Source organism: Mesorhizobium sp. WSM4849 (assembly GCF_055811385.1).
Map to the genome: position 1 here is coordinate 1 of NZ_JBVVPW010000057.1, position 19,105 is coordinate 19,105.

The following is a 19,105-nucleotide window of genomic DNA, read 5'->3' on the forward strand; positions in this document are numbered from 1 at the left end:
ATCCACCGAGGCGACGAAAAAGCCAATCCGCCGCAGCAAGGATAACGCTCATGCCCTAAGTTAGCGCCTATGGGACAACACCCCTCGGCCTTGCCAGGCATCTCCCCCGCAAGGGAGAGATCGGCGGCGTCGCCGACGTTCATGCCCCCAGGGGATTGCGCGGTGATCCAGTGGATCATTTCGTCCGCAAAAACAGTCTGTAACTATCCTACTTTACGGTCAGGTGGCGCCCGAAGCTCTGGTCGGCAAGGTCGCCCTGACTAGGGTTACGATGTTGTTTGAATTAGTTTTTTCTATTTCTTGAAAAGCTTGTTGCTTTCCTACATACTTCGGAAACCGGCCGCGTGAGGCGAGCAGGCAAGCGATGCGCGAACATGGTAGAGGTCGAGTTCTACGAACTGCAGGGGAAAGATTCATGACCGAAGCTGAAGGCCATGTACGATTGACCTCGGGCGACGAACCCGATGGGCGCGATCATGTCAGGCGCATCCCCGACATCATCTCGCTGGTCAAGGACTCTTACGGTGAATTGCGCCCGGCGGAGCGGCGCGTCGCCGATGTCGTGCTCGACGATGTCAGATTCGCGGTCGACGCTTCCAACGCAGCACTTGCCCAGCGCGCCCAGGTCAGCGAACCCACCGTGACCCGGTTCTGCCGGGCCATTGGCTGCGAGGGCGTGCGCGATTTCAAGCTGAAGCTGGCGCAGAGCCTCGTCGTCGGCGCGCTCTATCTGAGCAAGCCGCCGCCCACCAGCGGCGACAACGGCATGCCGTTCTGGAATGCCGTGTTCGGCGAAGCACGCCGGGCGCTGCAGGAGGCCGAACGGCAGCTTGATCCGGCACAGCTGGTGAAGGCGGCCGAGCTCATCGCCAAGGCGCGCCAGGTTACGGTGTTCGGCCTCGGCGGCAGCTCCTCGGCGCTGGCGCAGGAAACCCAGTACCGGCTGTTCCGCTACGGCATCACCGTCAGCGCCCAGTGCGACCCGTATCTGATGCGGATGACCGCCTCGACCTTGAAGCCCAGCGATCTGGTGATCGCCATTTCGGCGACCGGACGCACCCGCGAAGTGATCGAGGCCGTCGAACTGGCCAAGCACTACCGCGCCAACGCGATCGGCGTGACCGCGCCCGACACCGACCTTGCCCGCGCCTGCGACGTCAGGCTGACGGTGGCGGTGCCCGAATATCCCGACACGCTGAAGCCGACCGCCTCGCGGTTTGCCTTTCTGGCCGCGATCGACCTGATGGCGGTGGCGGCCGCCTACAAACTTGACGGCTCGGCTCGCGAAACGGTCCGCCGCATCAAATACAACGCCCAGATCCACAGGACGGGCAAAGAGATGGAGCCGCTGGGGGACTGAGAGGCGCGGCTCTCGTTCTCCCCTTGTGAAGGGCGGGCGAGGCCCGTGACTCGCCCCGGGCGGTGGATTGGCGCGTAGCGCCAAGCTGGAATACCCCTCATCCGTCGCCTTCGGCGACACCTTCTCCCACAAGGGGAGAAGGAAGACCGGGCGGCGGCGACTTGAAGGAGAAAAAACAGATGCTCGACATGGAACCATCGAAACAGGCGGCCACCTGGTTTTCCTCCCTCTCCCGCGCGCTCGAGACGGGCGACGCAGCAGCCGCGACCAACCTGTTCGTCGAGGATTGCTACTGGCGCGACCTGCTGACCTTCACCTGGAACATCAGGACGATGGAAGGCCGCGCGGCGATCCGCGACATGCTGGAAGCCACACTGGCTACGACCAAGCCGACTGCCTGGCAGCTCAGTGGCGAGGCAAGCTCGGACGAAGGCATCGTCGAGGCCTGGTTCACCTTCGAGACGTCATCGGCGTGGGGCCGGGGCATCATGCGCCTGCAGGACGGCCGATGCCGGACGCTGTTCACGGCGATGAGCGATCTTAAGGGTTTTGAGGAGCGCAAGGGGCCGGCGCGGCCGCTGGGTGTCCGCCACAAGGCCGATCCGGACCGCGAGACTTGGGCAGAGGCGAGGGCGCGCGAGATGCGTGATCTCGGCGCCGGCCAGCAGCCCTACTGCCTGGTCATCGGCGGCGGCCAGGGCGGCATCATGCTAGGTGCGCGGCTGCGGCAGCTCGGCGTGCCGGCCATCGTCATCGAGAAGAACGCTCAAGCCGGTGATTCCTGGCGCAACCGCTATCGCTCGCTCGTGCTGCACGACCCGGTCTGGTACGACCATCTGCCCTACATCCCGTTTCCGGAAAACTGGCCGGTGTTCACGCCCAAGGACAAGATGGGCGACTGGTTGGAAATGTACACGCGCGTCATGGAGCTCAATTACTGGACCTCCACGACATGCGTCCGCGCGTCCTACGACGAAGCCGAAAAAATCTGGACGGTCGAGGTCGATCGCGCCGGCGAGCGCATCACGCTCAAACCCAGGCACATCGTCTTCGCAACCGGCGCCTATGGCCCGCCGAGGCAGATCGACCTACCGGGCGCCACGGCGTTCCAGGGCGAGATCCTGCATTCCAGCCAGTATTCCAGCGGCGAAAAATTCCGTGGCAAGGCGGTCGCCGTCATCGGCGCGGCAAGCTCGGGCCACGATGTCGCCGTCGATCTCTGGGAGAGCGGCGCTGAGGTGACCATGATCCAGCGCTCGCCGACGACGGTGGTCAAATCCGACACGCTGATGGAGGTCGGCTTCGAGATTTTTTCGGAGAAGGCGCTGGCCCGCGGCATCACCACCGAGAAGGCCGACATGATCGTCGCCTCGACGCCGTTCGCGCTGCTGCCGCAAAGCCAGCGGACGCTCTACGGCGTGATCAAGGCGCGCGACGCGGCCTTCTACGACCGCTTGCGCGGCGCCGGCTTCGCCATCGATTTCGGCGACGACGAGACCGGGCTGCTGATGAAGGCCTACCGCACCGGCTCGGGCTACTACATCGACGTAGGCGCCTCAGATCTGATCATCGACGGCGAGATCGGCGTCCGCAGCGGCGTCGAGATCAAGTCGCTGACGCCGACTGGGATCCTGTTCGACGACGGCACCGAACTGGCGGCCGACGCGATCATCTCCTGCACCGGCTATCAGTCGATGAACGAGACCGTGGCGGTGATCGTCTCGCGCGAGGTCGCCGACAAGGTCGGCCCGTGCTGGGGGCTCGGCTCGGGCACCAGAGGCGACCCAGGCCCATGGCAAGGTGAATTGCGCAACATGTGGAAGCCGACGGCGCAGGAAACACTATGGTTCCACGGCGGCAATCTCGCACTGTCGCGTTTTTACTCGAAATTCGTCGCGCTGCAGATCAAGGCGCGCATGGAAGGCGTTGCGACGCCGGTTTATGGGGCGCCGGGGTGAAGCTGTGATCTCCCCCCTTGAGGGGGAGATGCCAAGTTCTGGCAAAGAGGGCAGGCCAAAGGGGGTCGCCGCATGTCGAGCGCCAACCTCCATCCGTTGCAAGGCGAGCCCGGTCGAACCGACCCCCTCTGTCGCCTTCGGCGAACATCTCCCCCTCAAGGGCCCTCAAGGGGGGAGATCACCCACGCCCGAAATGCCGGACAGCAACATCGACATGCGTCTCGTGCGCATGCGCTTCGAAGCGTTCGGTATCGCCAAAATCGTTAGCCGCCTCGTTCGGCCACCAGATGCCGCGAATCACAATGCCGTCCGAGACCAGCCTCTGCTCGGCGACCAGCGAGGCGCCGACCGCATCGACGAAGGTGAAACTGCCCGGGCGCAGCCGCAGCACCGCGATGTCGCCGACGGCACCGACTGCCAGCGCGCCAAGCTCGGGCCTTGCGATCGCCTCGGCCGGCCGCTGTGTTGCCGCGCGCAAAACCTCGACCAGCGGCATGCCGAGCGCCAGCAGTTTCGACATGCACACCAGAATGTCGAAGGCCGGTCCGTCGACGCAGTAGAGATGCACGTCGCTGCTGATCACATCAGGCGCCAGCCCCTCCTTGAGCATCGCTTTGGCGACCTCGAAATCGAACGAGCCCATGCCGTGGCCGATATCGAAGATGACGCCGCGCTCGCGCGCCAGCCGCATGTCGGGCCGCACCGCGCCGGATGCGAAGATCGGCGCGTTGGGAAACGGCCGGAAGCAATGGGTGAGAATATCGCCCTTGCGCAGGCGCGGCAGCACTTCCGAGCGGCCCGGCGGCGGCTCGTCGATATGCGCCATCAGCGGCAGGCCGGCCTGGTCGGCGGCCTCGAGCGCCAGATCGACCGGCGCGATGCCGCTGCTGCCGCCGGCATGGCGACCCGAGCGGACTTTTACGCCGACAATCATGTCTGCGTGCTCGCGCACCGCCGCCACCGTCTCGCGCGGTTCGCAGAGCCGGAGATCACTGCACTCGCCAACCGAAACGGTCTGCGAGAAGCCGAAAATCCCGGCAAAGGAAATGTTGACATAGGCCAGGATGCGGACTTTCGAGCGCTCGATGACATGGCGGCGAAAGCCGAGGAAGTTGCCGGCCCCAGCACTTCCCGCGTCTATGAACGTGGTGGTGCCGCTTTTTGCGGCGAGGCGGTCGGCATCGACGCCGAGCGAGGTGCCGCCCCAATAGACGTGGCTGTGCAGATCGATGAGGCCGGGCGCGACGATGGAGCCGGTGGCATCGATGACGCGCGCGGCGCGATCGAAGGGAATGTCGGCATCGATCGCGGCGATGCGGCCACCGGCGATGGCCAGATCGCGTTGCGCATCGAGGCCGGACGCCGGATCGATGAGGCGGCCGCCCTTCAGGAGGAGATCAAATTGCATCGGCGTCCGGCTCCGTTGTGTCTTCTCGTCAAACCGGTCTGTAGGCGACAGCCTCGACCTCGATCTTGATGTCGATCATCAGCCGCGACTCGACGGTTGTCCGCGCCGGCGGATCCTTTGCAAAATGCCTGGCATAAACGGCATTGAAGGCGCCGAAGTCGCGCGCGTCCTCGAGCCAGACTGTCGTCTTGACCACGTCGTCCATGGTGCAGCCGGCCAGCGCCAGGGCTGCCTGCACATTCGAAAGTACCTGCTCGGTCTGTTCTACGATACCGCCCATGACCACCACGCCGTCGCTGCCAACCGGCACCTGGCCCGAGATATAGACCATATCGCCGGCCCGGACTGCCGGCGACAGCGGCACATGCGATGTTCCAAAACACTGCTTGGGCAAGGTCTGTTCTCCTTCAAAAAGCATTGGTGCGTTGCCGTGCTGTCCGGCAATCGCCGCGAAGCTCCGCGCGGGCTCTTCGCTGCGCCGGTTTGCCCGTTCCCGGCGGAAGGCTATGCCTCCCGGCGATTCTCATACAGGCCGTGTTGGAAAGCAACATTTTTTAGAATTCATGTTGCTTTATTACAGGAGCATCGGAGGTGTGAGCGGAGTGCCGAAACTGCCGATCTCCCCCCAAGTGGGAGATGTCCGGCAGGACAGACGGGGCGCTGTCCCGCCGACGCCCCGAAAGGTTCCGCTCGACAGCAGCATTTGGAAGGGACCCTAAGAGTTTTTGCTTCGCCCTGGGAGGGAAGCGGCCCAATGCTCCCGCCAAGCCAGTCACCGATCAATCCGCGTCGACAGGATGATCGAAGACGATGTCCGCTCGACCCCGTCCATCGCGCCGATCTGGTCGAGAAGCGTGTCGAGATCCCTGATCGACGGCGCGTCGACGATGACGATCATGTCGAAATTGCCGCTCACCGAATGCAGCGTCCGCACCGGCGGCAGCGCCTGCAGGCTGCGCACCACCTTGTCGGCGAGCTTGGGCGTGACGGTGAGCAGGACATGCGCCCGCACCAGTCCCTGTTCGTAATCCGGCGAAAGCCTGACGCCATAGCCGGTGATCATGCCGCGCTGCTCCAGCCGCTCGATCCGGCTCTGCACCGTTGTCCGCGACACGCCCAGCCGCCGCGCCAGCTCGGCTGTCGAGGCGCGCGCATTCACGCGCAGCAGGGAGAGCAGGGCCTGTTCGGCGTTGCTAAGCACTTTCGACGAACCTCATCGGCATACTGAGCAATCTGACACTTCGTTTCGAACAATTCCACGCTTCCTTTCGACAGGCAAGCTGCGATTCTATCGTCTTGAGCAAATGTAAGGCGAGGGAACCGGTCATGAAGAAAATCATAGTTGTCGGCGCCGGCAAGATCGGCTCGACCATCGCCGAGATGCTGGCGTCCACGGGCGACTATCAGGTCACCCTCGTCGACCGCTCGGCCGCACAGCTCAGCGCAGCCGAATTGCCTGCCACGGTCGAGACGCTGGAACTCGACATCGAAGCCGCCGGAACGCTCGAAGCGGCCCTGGCCGGCAAGTTCGCGGTGCTCAGCGCAGCGCCCTTCCATCTGACCACGCGCATCGCCGAAGCGGCGGCCAGCGCCGGCGTGCATTATCTCGACCTGACCGAGGACGTCGTCGCGACCCGACGCGTCAAGCAACTGGCGCGCTCCGCCAACAGCGCCTTCATCCCGCAATGCGGGCTGGCGCCGGGTTTCATCTCGATCGTCGCCAACGATCTCGCCAGCCGCTTCGACACGCTGGAGAGCGTGCGCATGCGGGTTGGGGCGCTGCCGCAGTACCCCTCGAATGCGCTGAACTACAATCTGACCTGGAGCACGGACGGCGTCATCAACGAATATTGCGAGCCTTGCGAGGCGATCGTCGAAGGCGAACTGATCGAAGTGCCGCCGTTGGAGGAGCGCGAGGAATTCTCGCTCGACGGCGTCACCTACGAGGCGTTCAACACGTCCGGAGGGCTCGGCACTCTGGCCGAAACGCTGAAGGGCAAGGTGCGCACGCTGAACTATCGCACCATCCGCTACCCTGGCCACGCCGCGATCATGAAGGCGCTGCTCAACGATCTCGGCCTGCGCCACCGCCGCGACGTGCTGAAGGACATTTTTGAGAGCGCCCTGCCGGCAACGCTGCAGGACGTGGTCATCGTCTTCGTCACCGTCAGCGGCCGCAAGAACGGCCGCCTGCTGCAGGAGACCTACGCCAACAAGATCTATGCCAGGCGTGTCGGCGATACGGTGCGTAGCGCCATCCAGATCACCACGGGCTCAGCCATCTGCGCGGTGCTCGACATGCTGGCCGACGGCACCTTGCCGGCGAAGGGTTTCATCAAGCAGGAGGACATCGCGCTCGATGCCTTCCTTGCCAACCGCTTCGGCCACGCCTATGCGCAGCACGAGATGGTTAGCCGGCTGGTGGGGTGAGCTGTGTAATCTCCCCCCTCGAGGGGGAGATGTCGCCGAAGGCGACAGAGGGGGTCGCCTCGCGTAGAGCGCTAACCTCCATCTGTCGCAAGGGAGGTCGAATCCAGTCGAACCGACCCCCTCTGGCCTGCCCTCAAACATGCAGCGCGTGCCCAAGCGCCTTCAGCGCGGCTTCCTGAAAACCCTCGCCTTGTGTCGGATGTGCATGGATGGTGCCGGCGATGTCCTCCAGCCGCGCGCCCATCTCCAGCGCCAGGCCGAACGCCGCCGACAGTTCCGACACGCCCTGGCCGACCGCCTGGATGCCGAGCACCAGATGGTTGTCCGCGCGGGCAACAACCCGGACAAATCCATCTTCACCCATTTTGGTCATTGCCCGGCCATTGGCGGCAAAAGGAAACAGCCCGACCTTGATCTCACCGCCGAGCCCCTTTGCCTCCTCCGGCGACAGGCCTGCGGTGACCAGTTCCGGATCGGTGAAGCAGATGGCGGGAATGCAGCGTTTGTCCCAGCTGCGCTTGTGGCCGGCGACGATCTCGGCGACCATTTCGCCTTGCGCCATCGCCCGGTGCGCCAGCATCGGCTCGCCGGTGACGTCGCCAATGGCAAAGATGCCGCGCATCGAGGTGCGGCACTGGTCGTCGATGCGGATGAATTTCCCCGCCATGTCGAGGTCGATCTGCTCCAGCCCCCAGTCTTCGATCACCGGCTTGCGCCCGACGGTGACCAGAATCCTGTCGGCAGCGATCTTGCCATTCTTGCCGGTGGCCGTCTCGATCAGCAGCGCATCGCGCTTGGTCGACAACCCCTTGGCCTTGGCGTTCACGAGCACCTCGATGCCGAGCTCAGTGAGCCGTTTCACCACCGGCCGGGTCAGTTCGGCATCATACTGCGCCAGTACGCGCGGCAAAGCCTCGACCACGGTCACCCTGGCGCCCATCTTGGCGAAGGCGATGCCGAGCTCGAGCCCGATATAGCCGCCACCGACGACGGCAAGCCTTTCCGGCACTTCGCTCAGCCCCAGCGCTTCGGTGGACGAGATCACCGGCCCACCGAACGGCAGTGACGGCAGCTCGACCGACGCCGAGCCGGTGGCGATCACCACCGTCTCGGCGCGGACGACCTGTGTACCGGTCTCTGTCTCGACCTCGACGGTCTTGCCGTCACGGAATTTCGCCCAGCCATGCACGGTCTTGACCCCGGCCCTCTTGAGCAGGCCGGCGACGCCGCTGTTCAGCCGGCTAACAATGCCGTCCTTCCAGGCGACGGTCGTTTCGAGATCAATGGATGGTGTTGCGACTGAAATGCCAAGCGGGCTCTTGCCGCCGGCCATGTGCGACGCCTTTTCGAACTCTTCGGCCGCATGGATCAGCGCCTTGGACGGAATGCAGCCGACATTGAGGCAGGTGCCGCCCGGCTTGCCGAACTCGACGATAACCGTATCGATGCCGAGCTGGCCGGCGCGGATGGCACAGACATAGCCGCCGGGCCCGGCGCCGATGACGAGCAGCTTGCAGGATATTTCCTTCATGTCGATATGCTCTTTTTGGCGAAGAAAGGCCCCGTCATCCGGCCGCTTCGCGGCCACCTTCTCCCCACCGGGGAGAAGAGGCTGGCGCCGGCGCTGGAGACCTCCTCTCCCCTCGGGGAGAGGGTGGCCGTAGCGAAGCGGAGGCCGGGTGAGGGGGCCTTTGCGACCGTTCTCATCTCATCAATCCACAAAAATCAGCGCCGGGGTTTCCAGCAGCGTCTTGATCCGTTGAATAAACACTGCGGCATCCCAGCCGTCGATCACCCGGTGGTCGAAGCTGGAGGACAGGTTCATCATCTTGCGCGGAATAAATTGGGTGCCGTCCCATACCGGCCGCACCATCATCTTGTTGACGCCGAGGATCGCCACTTCCGGATGATTGATCACCGGCGTCGTCGCCACGCCGCCCATGGCGCCGAGCGAGGTGATGGTGATGGTCGATCCCGAGAGCTCGTCGCGCGTCGCAGTGCCGGATCTGGCCGCCTCAGCGAGCCGGTTGAGCTCGGCGGCGCAGTCCCAGATGTCGCGCGCCTCGGCGTGCTTGACCACCGGCACCACCAGCCCAGAAGGCGTCTGCGCGGCGATGCCGACATGGACGCCGCCATGCTGGTGGACGATGCCGCCCTCGTCATCGAACAGCGCGTTGATATTGGGCTGGTCGGCGATCGCCTTGACCATCGCCCGCATCAGGAACGGCAGCAGCGTCAGCTTCGGCCTTTCCGCGCCGCTGCGCTTCTCCTTGTTGAGCGCCGCGCGCAAATCCTCGAGCGCAGTAACGTCGATCTCCTCGACATAGGTGATGTGCGGGATGCGAGACTTGGCCAGCGTCATCTTCTCGGCGATCTTTCGCCTGAGCCCGAGGATCTTGATGTCTTCGACGGCCTCGTTGCGGGCGAGGCCGGAGACCTTCGCAAGTTGCGGTCCGCGTGCCAGGAAGGCGTCGATGTCCTCATGCTGGACACGTCCGGCCGGGCCGCTGCCCGCTACCTGCCGAAGGTCGACGCCAGCCTCTTTTGCCCTGAGGCGGATGGCCGGCGACGCCAGCGGCTTTTCGCCTTCGGGACGCGGCGCGGCGACGGGCGCAGTACTACCACCGACCGCAGTACCCCCACCCCTAGCCCCTCCCCAGGGGGATTCCGTCGCCATGGCAGATTCATCCTCACGCGCGGAGACTTTTGCGGACGGGCGCGCGACAGATTTGGCATCAGCCTTGGGAGCCGAAGCGCGTCCCCCTCCCCCTTGTGGGGAGGGGCTAGGGGTGGGGGTAGCGCCGGTAGCTTTCGCCTCACCCTCTAACGATGTCGTACCCTCCCCCACATTGCCCTCGCCGGCCACTTTCAACCTGACGATGGGCGAACCGATCGCCACCGTGTCGCCGATCTCGGCGCCCAGCCAGAGGATCTCGCCATCGACCGGCGAGGGAATCTCGACCGTCGCCTTGTCGGTCATCACGGCGGCCAGCACCGCGTCCTCGCGCACGAGATCGCCGACCTTGACCTGCCATTCGACGAGCTCGGCCTCGGCGACGCCTTCGCCGACATCGGGCAGCTTGATCACATATTCGCCCATCGTCGTCAGGCCTCCATCGTTTCAACGAGCGCTCGGCCGAGCCTGGCCGGACCGGGAAAATAGTCCCACTCCTGCGCATGCGGATAGGGCGTGTCCCAGCCGGCGACCCGCGCCACCGGCGCTTCCAGATGATAGAAGCAGTTCTCCTGTACCAGCGCCGAAAGTTCGGCACCGAACCCGGATGTCAGCGTCGCCTCGTGCACGACCACGCAGCGGCCCGTCTTTTTCACCGAGCCGACGATCGTCTCGAGATCGAGCGGCAGCAGCGTCCTCAGATCGACGATCTCGGCGTCGATGCCGGTCTCCTCGGCCGCCGCCTGCGCGACATAGACCATCGTGCCATAGGCAAGCACGGTGACATCGGCACCCGGCCGGCGGATCACCGCCTTGCCGAGCGGGACCGTGTAATGCCCGTCCGCGACCTCCCCGAGCTCATGCTTCGACCACGGCGTCACCGGGCGCTCGTGATGGCCGTCGAACGGACCGTTGTAGAGCCGCTTCGGCTCCAGGAAGATCACCGGGTCGGGATCCTCTATCGCCGCGATCAAAAGGCCCTTGGCGTCGTTCGGGTTGGACGGCACGACGACCTTCAGGCCGGAGACATGCGTGAATAGAGCCTCCGGGCTCTGGCTGTGGGTCTGGCCGCCAAAAATGCCGCCGCCGGTCGGCATCCTGACCACGATCGGGCAGGTGAAATCGCCGTTCGAGCGGTAGCGCAGCCGCGCCGCCTCCGAGACGATCTGGTCATAGGCCGGATAAACATAGTCGGCAAACTGCACCTCGACGCAAGGTTTCAGGCCGTAGGCGGCCATGCCGATGGCCGAGCCGACAATGCCGGATTCGCTGATCGGCGCATCGAAGCAGCGGCTCTTGCCGTATTTCGCCTGCAGGCCCTGTGTGCAGCGGAAGACGCCGCCGAAGAAGCCGACATCCTCGCCGAACACGATGACGCGTTCGTCGCGCGCCATCGACACGTCCATGGCGTCGCGGATCGCTTCGATCATGGTCCGCCTTGGCATGGTCAGACCCCTGCCTGCTGGCGTTGGCGCCTGAGATGCGGCGGCATCTCGGCATAGACTCCCTCGAACATGTCGCGCGCCGAGGGCTTGCCGCCGGCATGCAGCGTGCCGTGGCGCTCGGCCTCCCTTTGCGCTGCGATCACCGTTTCGAGGATTTCCGCCTCGGCCTGAGTGTGGCGTTCGTCCGACCAGACGCCGCGCTGGATGAGGTGGTTTTTCAGCCTGACGATCGGGTCGCCGAGCGGCCATGCGTCGGACTCGGCCTTCGGCCGGTAGGCCGACGGATCGTCCGAGCTCGAATGCGCGCCGACGCGGTAGGTGACATATTCGATCAGCGTCGGCCCGAGATTTTTCCGCGCGCGCTCGGCCGCCCATTTAGCCACGGCATGGACGGCCAGATAATCGTTGCCGTCGACCCGCAGCGAGGGAATGCCGAAACCAAGACCGCGGGCGGCGAAAGTGCCGGAGCCGCCCCGGGCGATGCCCTGAAAAGTCGAGATCGCCCACTGGTTGTTGACGACATTGAGCACGACCGGCGCCTTGTAGGTCGAGGCGAACACCAGCGCCGAATGGAAATCGGACTCGGCCGTCGAACCATCGCCGATCCAGGCGGCGGCGATCTTCGAATCATTGCTGATCGCCGAAGCCATCGCCCAGCCGACCGCTTGGATATATTGCGTTGCCAGATTTCCGGAGATCGAGAAGAAGCCGTGCTCCTTCGACGAATACATGATCGGCAGCTGCCGCCCCTTCAGCGGATCGGCCTCGTTCGAATAGATCTGGTTCATCATTGTGACCATCGGATAGCCGTCGGCGATGAGCAGCCCGGCCTGCCGATAGGTCGGAAAGTTCATGTCGCCCGACGCCAGCGCCTTGCGGAAGGCGCAACTCACCGCCTCTTCGCCGAGATGCTGCATGTAGAAAGAGGTCTTGCCCTGGCGCTGCGCCATCTGCATGCGCGCGTCGAAGCTGCGCAGCTTCATCATATGGCGCAGCCCTTCCAGCAACTCGTCGTCGGAAAGCAGGCCGGCCCACGGACCGACGGCTTCGCCGGCGCGGTTCAGCACGCGGATGATCGAGAACGCCATGTCGCGGATGGTGCGCGGATCGACGTCGATCTCCGGGCGCGGCACCGAGCCGGCCTTGGGGATGGTCACATCAGAGAAATCCGGCGTCCCGCCCGGCCGCACCTCGGGTTCCGGCACATGGAAGCGCAACATTCCTGTTTCGGCCATGACCTTCGTCCTCCCATGTTGCCCGGCGCGATATTTGCACACCGCCAGACCAGTGCCAATTCGTCGGGCAGGGCTTCAGGCCAGCGACGCGCCAGCCAGCACTTGCCAAGATGAAGATATGTCGGCGAAATTTCTTGTCGATCTTCCGCCGCCATGCGCAATTTGGCGCATGATTGCGCCGGGTTTCCCGCCAGATAAGACAATGCGTCGGATTGAGGCCTCGCGCGGCGCCCCTTTCCTTCTCCCCTTGTGGGAGAAGGTGTCGCCGAAGGCGACGGATGAGGGTGTTCCAGCTTGGCAAGGACGGCACTCCGTCCAGCACCCCTCAACCGTCTTGGCGCTACGCGCCAATCCACCTTCTCCCACAAGGGGGAGAAGGAAAGGAGGGGTGCGCCGTTCACCCCGCACCCGCATCATGCTAACCAGAACCCATGGCACAGAAGAAAGGTTACGAAGTCGATTCGTGGTTGGCGCGGCCGGACCCGCGCATCTCGATCGTCCTGCTTTACGGGCCCGATCGCGGGCTCGTCGCCGAGCGGGCGAAGGCCTTTGCCGGCAAAACCGGACTGCCGCTCGACGATCCGTTCTCGGTGGTCAGGCTGGACGGTTCGGAAGTCGACCACGACGAGGGCCGCCTGCTCGACGAGGCGCGCACCGTGCCGATGTTTTCGGACCGGCGCCTGCTCTGGGTGCGCAATGCCTCGGGCCAGAAGGCGCTTGCCGATGACGTCAAGGCGCTGACATCAGAGCCGCCGCGTGACGCCATCATCCTGATCGAGGCCGGCGACCTGAAGAAAGGCGTCGGGTTGCGTTCCATCGTCGAGGCGGCAGACATTGCCATGGCCTTGCCGTGCTACGCCGACGAGGCCCGGGACATCGATGCGGTCATCGACGACGAATTGCGCAAGGCCGGCATGTCGATGACGCTGGAGGCCCGTCAGGCGCTGCGCCGTAACCTCGGTGGTGACCGGCTGGCCTCCCGCGGCGAGATCGAAAAGCTGGTGCTTTATGCCCACGGTCAGGCCGAAATCGGCCTCGACGACGTCAAGGCGACATCGGGCGACGTCTCCGGTCTGTCCTTCGACGACGCCGTCGATGCCGTGCTCGAAGGCAAGGTCGGCGATTTCGACATGGCCTTCACCCGCCACTGCCAGTCCGGCGGCCAGGCTTTTCTGGTGCTTTCCTCGGCGATGCGGCAGCTGCAGGCGATCCAGGCGATGCGCGGCTTGATGGACACCGGCGGCCGCAACGCCGCGGCGGTCGTTGCCGCGGCGCGCCCGCCGGTTTTTTTCTCGCGGCGCAAGTTGGTGGAGAAAGCCCTCGAACGCTGGAACAGCGATGCGCTTGGCCGCGCTTTGACCAGGCTGCAGACGGCGGTCCTGCAGACGCGGCGCCGGCCGGACCTCTCGGTCGCGCTGGCACGGCAGGCGCTGCTCGGCATTGCTGTGGAAAGCGCCCGGCTGCTCCGAGGTAACGGCTTGTAGGGGCCTCGTGGAAAAGAAGAAACCAAAGCTCAATCTGTCAGAGCGAATCAAGCTCGCATTTCGTTATGGCGATCTTAATCCGACTACTGATTCCGAAGAACTCAAACGAAGGGATGAGTTTCTCGTCAGTATCTCAGGCTACTTCGTTATTATATTCAAACTGATACTCGTGGGCTTCGCCATCTTCGCGATTGCCGCCACAATAGTCATTAATCTTCAGTGAGAGCGTCCAGCCCAGACAAAACTCCAATTTGGAGGCTAGCAGTTGTCGATGCTTGCGCCGCCCCTCATTGCCCTGCTGGGCATTTCTCCCCGTAAACGGGGAGAAAGAGGCTGACCGCAGCCTCGGCACCTTTTCTGCAACGTTGGTGATTGGCGAAACCCTCGATGACAGCCCCCTCTCCCGTCGCTATACGGGGAGAGGATGCCGGCAGGCAGGTGAGGGGCGGCGGAAACGCTGGAGCAGGTAGGCTATGAGGTCGCCTATCCTCGCCTAAAACAAGCAGACCCCGAGGCCATTGCCGGCTAATCACCGCTCCTGCTTCAACCGCCGGCAAAGCTCATCGAGCTGCTCCAGAGTCCGGTAAGCGACGCTGATCACGCCGCCGCGCTCCTTGTGCTCGATCGTGACGATCATGCCGATCGTGCCGGTCATCAGCTTTTCCAGCGCCAACGTATCGGCATCCTTCTGTGCCGGTGCTGCAGGCTGTCGCTTTACCGTTGGAGCGCCGGTCGGCATCTGCGCCAGCGCTTCGGCCTGGCGCACCGAAAGCCCGTCCTCGACGATCCGCTTGGCCAGGCCCGCCGGATCCTGCGCCGTCACCAATGTGCGGGCGTGGCCGGCCGACAGCGCGCCATCGACCAGCATGTCGCGAATCACGTCCGGCAGCTTCAGCAGCCTGAGCGTGTTGGCGACGTGGCTGCGGCTCTTGCCGATCACCTGGCCGAGATCGGCCTGGGTGTAGCCGTGATCGTCGATCAGCTGCTGGTAGCCCATCGCCTCCTCGACCGGGTTGAGGTCGGTGCGCTGGACGTTTTCGATGATCGCCAGTTCGAGCGCGGTGCGATCGTTGACATCGCGCACGATGATCGGGATCTCGGTCAGCCCGGCGCGCTGCGCCGCGCGCCAGCGCCGCTCGCCGGCGATGATCTCGTAGCGGCCAGCTTGCGTCGGCGATGGCCGTGCCACCACCGGCTGCACCACGCCATGTTCACGGATCGACTGGGCAAGATCGGTCAGGTCGGCGTCGCCAAAATGCCGGCGCGGATTCTTTGGGTTCGGGCTCAGGAACTCGATCGGCACCTTGCCGTCGGCATTCATGCCCTGCTTTTCCGGCGCTGCCGGCCGATCGATTTCGCCGATCAGCGCCGCCAGTCCCCGCCCCAGTCTTTTTCTCGAAAGGTCTTCACTCATCATCTGTCCAGATCGTTTCGGTATCGAATCGGCTTCTAGGCGGCGCGCAGTTTGCGCTCGCGGCGGATCACCTCGGAGGCAAGCTGCAGATAGGCCTGGCTGCCGGAGCATTTGAGGTCGTAGAGGATCGCCGGCTTGCCGTAGGACGGCGCCTCGGAGACACGCACATTGCGCGGGATCACGGTTTCATAGACCTTGTCGCCCATATGCGCCCGCACGTCCTGCACCACCTGGTTGGCGAGATTGTTGCGCCCGTCGAACATGGTTAGCACGATGCCCTGGATCGTCAGCTCGGGATTGATCGAGCGGCGAACCTGCTCGACCGTCTCCAGCAGTTGGCTCAAGCCTTCGAGCGCGAAGAACTCGCATTGCAGCGGCACCAGCACCGAATCGGCCGCCGCCATCGAGTTCAGCGTCAGAAGATTGAGCGACGGCGGACAATCGATCAGCACATAGCCAAAATTGGCCGATCGATCAGCCGAGGCGCGTAAGGCGTTGCGCAGCCGCAGCACCCGGTCCGGCGCCGACGCGATCTCCATTTCGATGCCGAGCAGGTCGAGCGTCGACGGCACGATCGACAGGCCCGGCACCGCCGTCGGGATCGCCGCCGCCTCCAGATCGAGCTCGCCAGTCAGCACGTCATAGGAGGAAACGGTGCGGTCGCGCCGGTCGATGCCGAGGCCGGTGCTGGCATTGCCTTGCGGATCAAGATCGACGATCAGCACCCGCTCGCCGATCGCGGCCAGCGCCGTGGCCAGATTGATGGCCGTCGTCGTCTTGCCGACGCCGCCCTTCTGGTTGGCTACGGTGATGATTCGGGGGCCATTCTTCATCATGGGTCTATGCCAGAAATTCATTCCGAGGTCGCCGATCTAAGTCAGTTGGCGCAAATCAGACAGTTCGAGGATGACGCCATGAGCGTCGGTCGCGCTGGCATGTTCTACCAGATCGAACGACCATCGTTGAGCGCTTTCTGCCAGTTCGGCACGGTAATCCCGGCCTTTGTGGAACAGACCGCGCGCGCCGGCCGTCAGCCACGGCGCCGACAGTTTGAGCAAGACCGGTAGCGACGCCAGCGCTCTGGCAGTGACGATTTGAGGTGTTGAAACAAACGGATAGGCGTCGTCGATGCGACGCGCGACGACCCTGGCGGGCAGGTTGAATTGGCCGACGACCGCTTGCAGGAACGATGCTTTTTTCCGATTGCTTTCAACCAGATCGATGCTGGCGCCGTCGCGCTCGGCGAGCAGGAACGCAAGCACAAGGCCGGGAAAACCGCCGCCAGAGCCGAGATCGATCCAGCGCTTCGCCTCTGGTTTGATTCGCGCCAGCTGCGCGCTGTCGAGGATGTGGCGGCGCCAGACATCGTCCTGCGTCGACTGCGCCGCCAGGTTTATCCGGCGGTTCCATTTCTGAAAGACCGTCTCGAACTCTACCAGGCGTTCGAATGTTTCACGTGAAACTGGACCGGCAGCCTCTTGCAGGCTCGCCCATGAGGCAGCGCTCACGCAACATTCCTTCGTGCAGCAGCCTCGGCGTTGCGGACATGCGCGACAATGATGGCCAGTGCAGCCGGCGTCATGCCTTCCATACGCTGCGCATCGGCGATCGAGCGCGGCTGACGCGCCAGCATCTTCTGCTTCAGCTCATTGGAAAGGCCTGGAACAGAGGCGAAATCGAGTGAATCCGGGATCAGCCGGCTCTCCTCATGCCTGATCTGCGTGACGTCAGCTTGCTGGCGATCGAGATAGACCGAATATCTCGCTTCCGTTTCGAGGCGCTCGGCCGTCTTGGCGTCGATTGCTGCAAACTGCGGAGCGATTCGGGCCAGCCAACCGACATCGACGCCGGGATAGGCCAGCAACTCATAGGCGGAGCGGCGCACACCGTCCCTGTTGATCTCGAGCCCATGGCGCGCCGCTTTGTTGGGGGTCATGGTCGTGCCAAGCGCAAGGTCCCTCGCCTTTTCAAGGTCCTGCACGACGTCGCTAAACCGTTGCATCCGCTCCTGCGAGGCAATCCCGAACTTCATCGCCAGCGGCGTGAGCCGCTCATCGGCGTTGTCGGCCCGCAGCGACAGCCGGAACTCGGCCCGCGAGGTGAACATCCGGTAAGGTTCGGCGATGCCGCGGCTGGTCAGGTCGTCGACCATGACGCCGATATAGGCCTCGGTGCGACTGAGCACGATCTGGTCGCTCGCCGGAGCCTGCCGCGCGGCGTTGAGGCCGGCCAGCAGCCCTTGCGCGCCGGCCTCCTCGTAACCAGTGGTGCCGTTGATCTGCCCTGCCAGAAAAAGACCGGAGATTCGCTTGGTTTCCAGCGTCGGCTTGAGCTCGCGCGGATCGACATGGTCATATTCGATGGCGTAACCCGGCTGCAGCATGGTGACACGCTCAAGGCCAGGAATGGTTTTTAGAATGTCGAGCTGTACGTCCTCCGGCAGCGAAGTCGAAATGCCGTTCGGGTAGACGGTGTCGTCGTCCAGCCCTTCCGGCTCAAGGAAAATCTGGTGGCCTTCGCGGTCGCCGAACTTGACGATCTTGTCCTCGATCGACGGGCAGTAACGCGGCCCAACGCCTTCGATAGAGCCGGAATACATTGCGGAACGGCTCAGATTGGCGCGAATCAGCTCATGCGTCGCCGCGGTCGTTCGCGTGATGCCGCAATGGATCTGCGGGTTGTCGATGCGGTCGGTCATCAGCGAAAACGGCACGGGATTGTCATCGGCCGCCTGACTCTCCAGCGACGCCCAATCGATCGTCCGCCCGTCCAACCGTGGCGGCGTGCCGGTCTTCAGCCGCCCAAGCTTGAAGCCGGCGCGGCTCATCGTGGCCGACAGGCCGATGCTGGCCTGCTCGTTCATGCGGCCGGCAACGATCTTCTTCTCGCCGATATGGATCAGCCCGCGCAGAAAGGTGCCGGTCGTCAGCACCACGGCGCAGCAAGCAAGTCTGCGACCATCCGCCAGCAGCACGGCCGCTATGCGTCCATTGTCGATTTCGAAATCCAGAACCTCGCCCTCGACCACGTCGAGACCGGCCTGCTCGCGAATCGCCGCCTGCATGGCGAGCCGATAGAGTTTTCTGTCCGCTTGCGTCCGCGGCCCGCGAACTGCCGGGCCCTTGCGGCGGTTGAGCAAACGGAACTGGATGCCGGCCGCATCGGCGACGCGCCCCATCAGCCCGTCCATAGCGTCGATCTCGCGAACCAGATGCCCCTTGCCAAGCCCGCCGATCGCCGGATTGCACGACATGACGCCGATCGTCTCGAAGCGCAGCGTCACCAGCGCCGTCCTCGCGCCAGCGCGCGCGGCCGCGCTGGCCGCCTCGCAACCAGCATGGCCGCCACCCACCACAACCACATCATAATGATCGGTCATTTTAGAATCCCGAATTCAAGTGGACCGACACATGTGCCCGGAGGCACGCGCTGTCAAGAACACCGTCGATTGGCGGGTAATCTCTTCGGATATGTAGCTGGGACAAACCCCATGCTGAGACGGCCAAAGTCGGCGCCGCCCCCTCTTGCCTTCTCCCCTTGTGGGAGAAGGTGGATTGGCGCGCAGCGCCAAGACGGTTGAGGGGTGCTGGCCGGACTGCCGTCTTTGCCAAGCTGGAACACCCCTTGTATCTGCACGGAAGGTTTTTTGTGCGATGGAAGCGACTGTGCCTCGGGTCGGATGGCCATCCGGCCCGAG

General features: G+C 64.1%; 15 protein-coding genes. 4 read left to right on the forward strand and 11 right to left on the reverse strand.

Annotated features, from left to right (window positions below):
* The first annotated feature begins 415 nt into the window (after positions 1-415).
* Positions 416-1,360, forward strand: a complete 945-nt coding sequence (locus AC0L3L_RS34770; RefSeq protein ID WP_473486002.1) for a MurR/RpiR family transcriptional regulator — start codon at positions 416-418, stop codon at positions 1,358-1,360.
* Between the two features lie 179 nt (positions 1,361-1,539).
* The gene (locus AC0L3L_RS34775) at positions 1,540-3,318 is read left to right on the forward strand and encodes an NAD(P)-binding domain-containing protein (RefSeq protein ID WP_473485814.1); all 1,779 of its coding nucleotides are present in this window, start codon (positions 1,540-1,542) and stop codon (positions 3,316-3,318) included.
* 178 nt (positions 3,319-3,496) lie between these two features.
* On the opposite strand, the gene AC0L3L_RS34780 is transcribed toward AC0L3L_RS34775, so the two are convergent.
* The 3 genes from AC0L3L_RS34780 to AC0L3L_RS34790 form a co-directional block, all read right to left on the reverse strand.
* Positions 3,497-4,726 (reverse strand): amidohydrolase/deacetylase family metallohydrolase, encoded by a 1,230-nt coding sequence (locus tag AC0L3L_RS34780; RefSeq protein ID WP_473641790.1) that lies wholly within the window; start codon positions 4,724-4,726, stop codon positions 3,497-3,499.
* Between the two features lie 28 nt (positions 4,727-4,754).
* On the reverse strand, positions 4,755-5,144 hold the full coding sequence (locus AC0L3L_RS34785; protein WP_473485812.1) for a RidA family protein: 390 nt from the start codon (positions 5,142-5,144) through the stop codon (positions 4,755-4,757).
* A 354-nt stretch (positions 5,145-5,498) separates the two neighbouring features.
* On the reverse strand, positions 5,499-5,927 hold the full coding sequence (locus AC0L3L_RS34790; protein WP_473641792.1) for an Lrp/AsnC family transcriptional regulator: 429 nt from the start codon (positions 5,925-5,927) through the stop codon (positions 5,499-5,501).
* 125 nt (positions 5,928-6,052) lie between these two features.
* On the opposite strand from AC0L3L_RS34790, the gene AC0L3L_RS34795 reads away from it, so the two are divergent.
* Positions 6,053-7,156, forward strand: a complete 1,104-nt coding sequence (locus tag AC0L3L_RS34795) for a saccharopine dehydrogenase family protein (protein WP_473641794.1) — start codon at positions 6,053-6,055, stop codon at positions 7,154-7,156.
* A 133-nt stretch (positions 7,157-7,289) separates the two neighbouring features.
* On the opposite strand, the gene lpdA is transcribed toward AC0L3L_RS34795, so the two are convergent.
* The 4 genes from lpdA to AC0L3L_RS34815 form a co-directional block, all read right to left on the reverse strand.
* Positions 7,290-8,687, reverse strand: a complete 1,398-nt coding sequence (gene lpdA, locus AC0L3L_RS34800; RefSeq protein ID WP_123148726.1) for a dihydrolipoyl dehydrogenase — start codon at positions 8,685-8,687, stop codon at positions 7,290-7,292.
* 180 nt (positions 8,688-8,867) lie between these two features.
* Positions 8,868-10,256, reverse strand: a complete 1,389-nt coding sequence (locus tag AC0L3L_RS34805) for a dihydrolipoamide acetyltransferase family protein (protein WP_473641796.1) — start codon at positions 10,254-10,256, stop codon at positions 8,868-8,870.
* A gap of 5 nt (positions 10,257-10,261) precedes the next feature.
* The gene (locus AC0L3L_RS34810; protein ID WP_473485809.1) at positions 10,262-11,275 is read right to left on the reverse strand and encodes an alpha-ketoacid dehydrogenase subunit beta; all 1,014 of its coding nucleotides are present in this window, start codon (positions 11,273-11,275) and stop codon (positions 10,262-10,264) included.
* A 2-nt stretch (positions 11,276-11,277) separates the two neighbouring features.
* Entirely contained in the window at positions 11,278-12,510 is a 1,233-nt protein-coding gene (locus AC0L3L_RS34815; RefSeq protein ID WP_473485808.1) for a thiamine pyrophosphate-dependent enzyme, read from the reverse strand.
* A gap of 431 nt (positions 12,511-12,941) precedes the next feature.
* Here AC0L3L_RS34815 and holA point away from each other — a divergent pair, with 431 nt between their 5' ends.
* Positions 12,942-13,994 (forward strand): DNA polymerase III subunit delta, encoded by a 1,053-nt coding sequence (gene holA, locus AC0L3L_RS34820; RefSeq protein ID WP_473641798.1) that lies wholly within the window; start codon positions 12,942-12,944, stop codon positions 13,992-13,994.
* A 529-nt stretch (positions 13,995-14,523) separates the two neighbouring features.
* Here holA and AC0L3L_RS34825 read toward each other — a convergent pair.
* The 4 genes from AC0L3L_RS34825 to mnmG are packed head-to-tail and all read right to left on the reverse strand — an operon-like array spanning position 14,524 to position 18,787.
* Positions 14,524-15,408: a ParB/RepB/Spo0J family partition protein gene (locus tag AC0L3L_RS34825; protein WP_473485828.1), complete on the reverse strand. Its 885-nt coding sequence runs from the start codon at positions 15,406-15,408 to the stop codon at positions 14,524-14,526.
* A gap of 35 nt (positions 15,409-15,443) precedes the next feature.
* Positions 15,444-16,244, reverse strand: coding sequence for a ParA family protein (locus AC0L3L_RS34830; protein ID WP_123148722.1), 801 nt, complete (start codon positions 16,242-16,244; stop codon positions 15,444-15,446).
* 36 nt (positions 16,245-16,280) lie between these two features.
* Positions 16,281-16,916 (reverse strand): 16S rRNA (guanine(527)-N(7))-methyltransferase RsmG, encoded by a 636-nt coding sequence (rsmG, locus tag AC0L3L_RS34835; protein WP_473485806.1) that lies wholly within the window; start codon positions 16,914-16,916, stop codon positions 16,281-16,283.
* Positions 16,913-18,787, reverse strand: coding sequence for a tRNA uridine-5-carboxymethylaminomethyl(34) synthesis enzyme MnmG (mnmG, locus tag AC0L3L_RS34840; RefSeq protein ID WP_473641800.1), 1,875 nt, complete (start codon positions 18,785-18,787; stop codon positions 16,913-16,915). Before mnmG ends, rsmG begins: the two co-directional genes overlap by 4 nt.
* Positions 18,788-19,105: the final 318 nt, after the last annotated feature.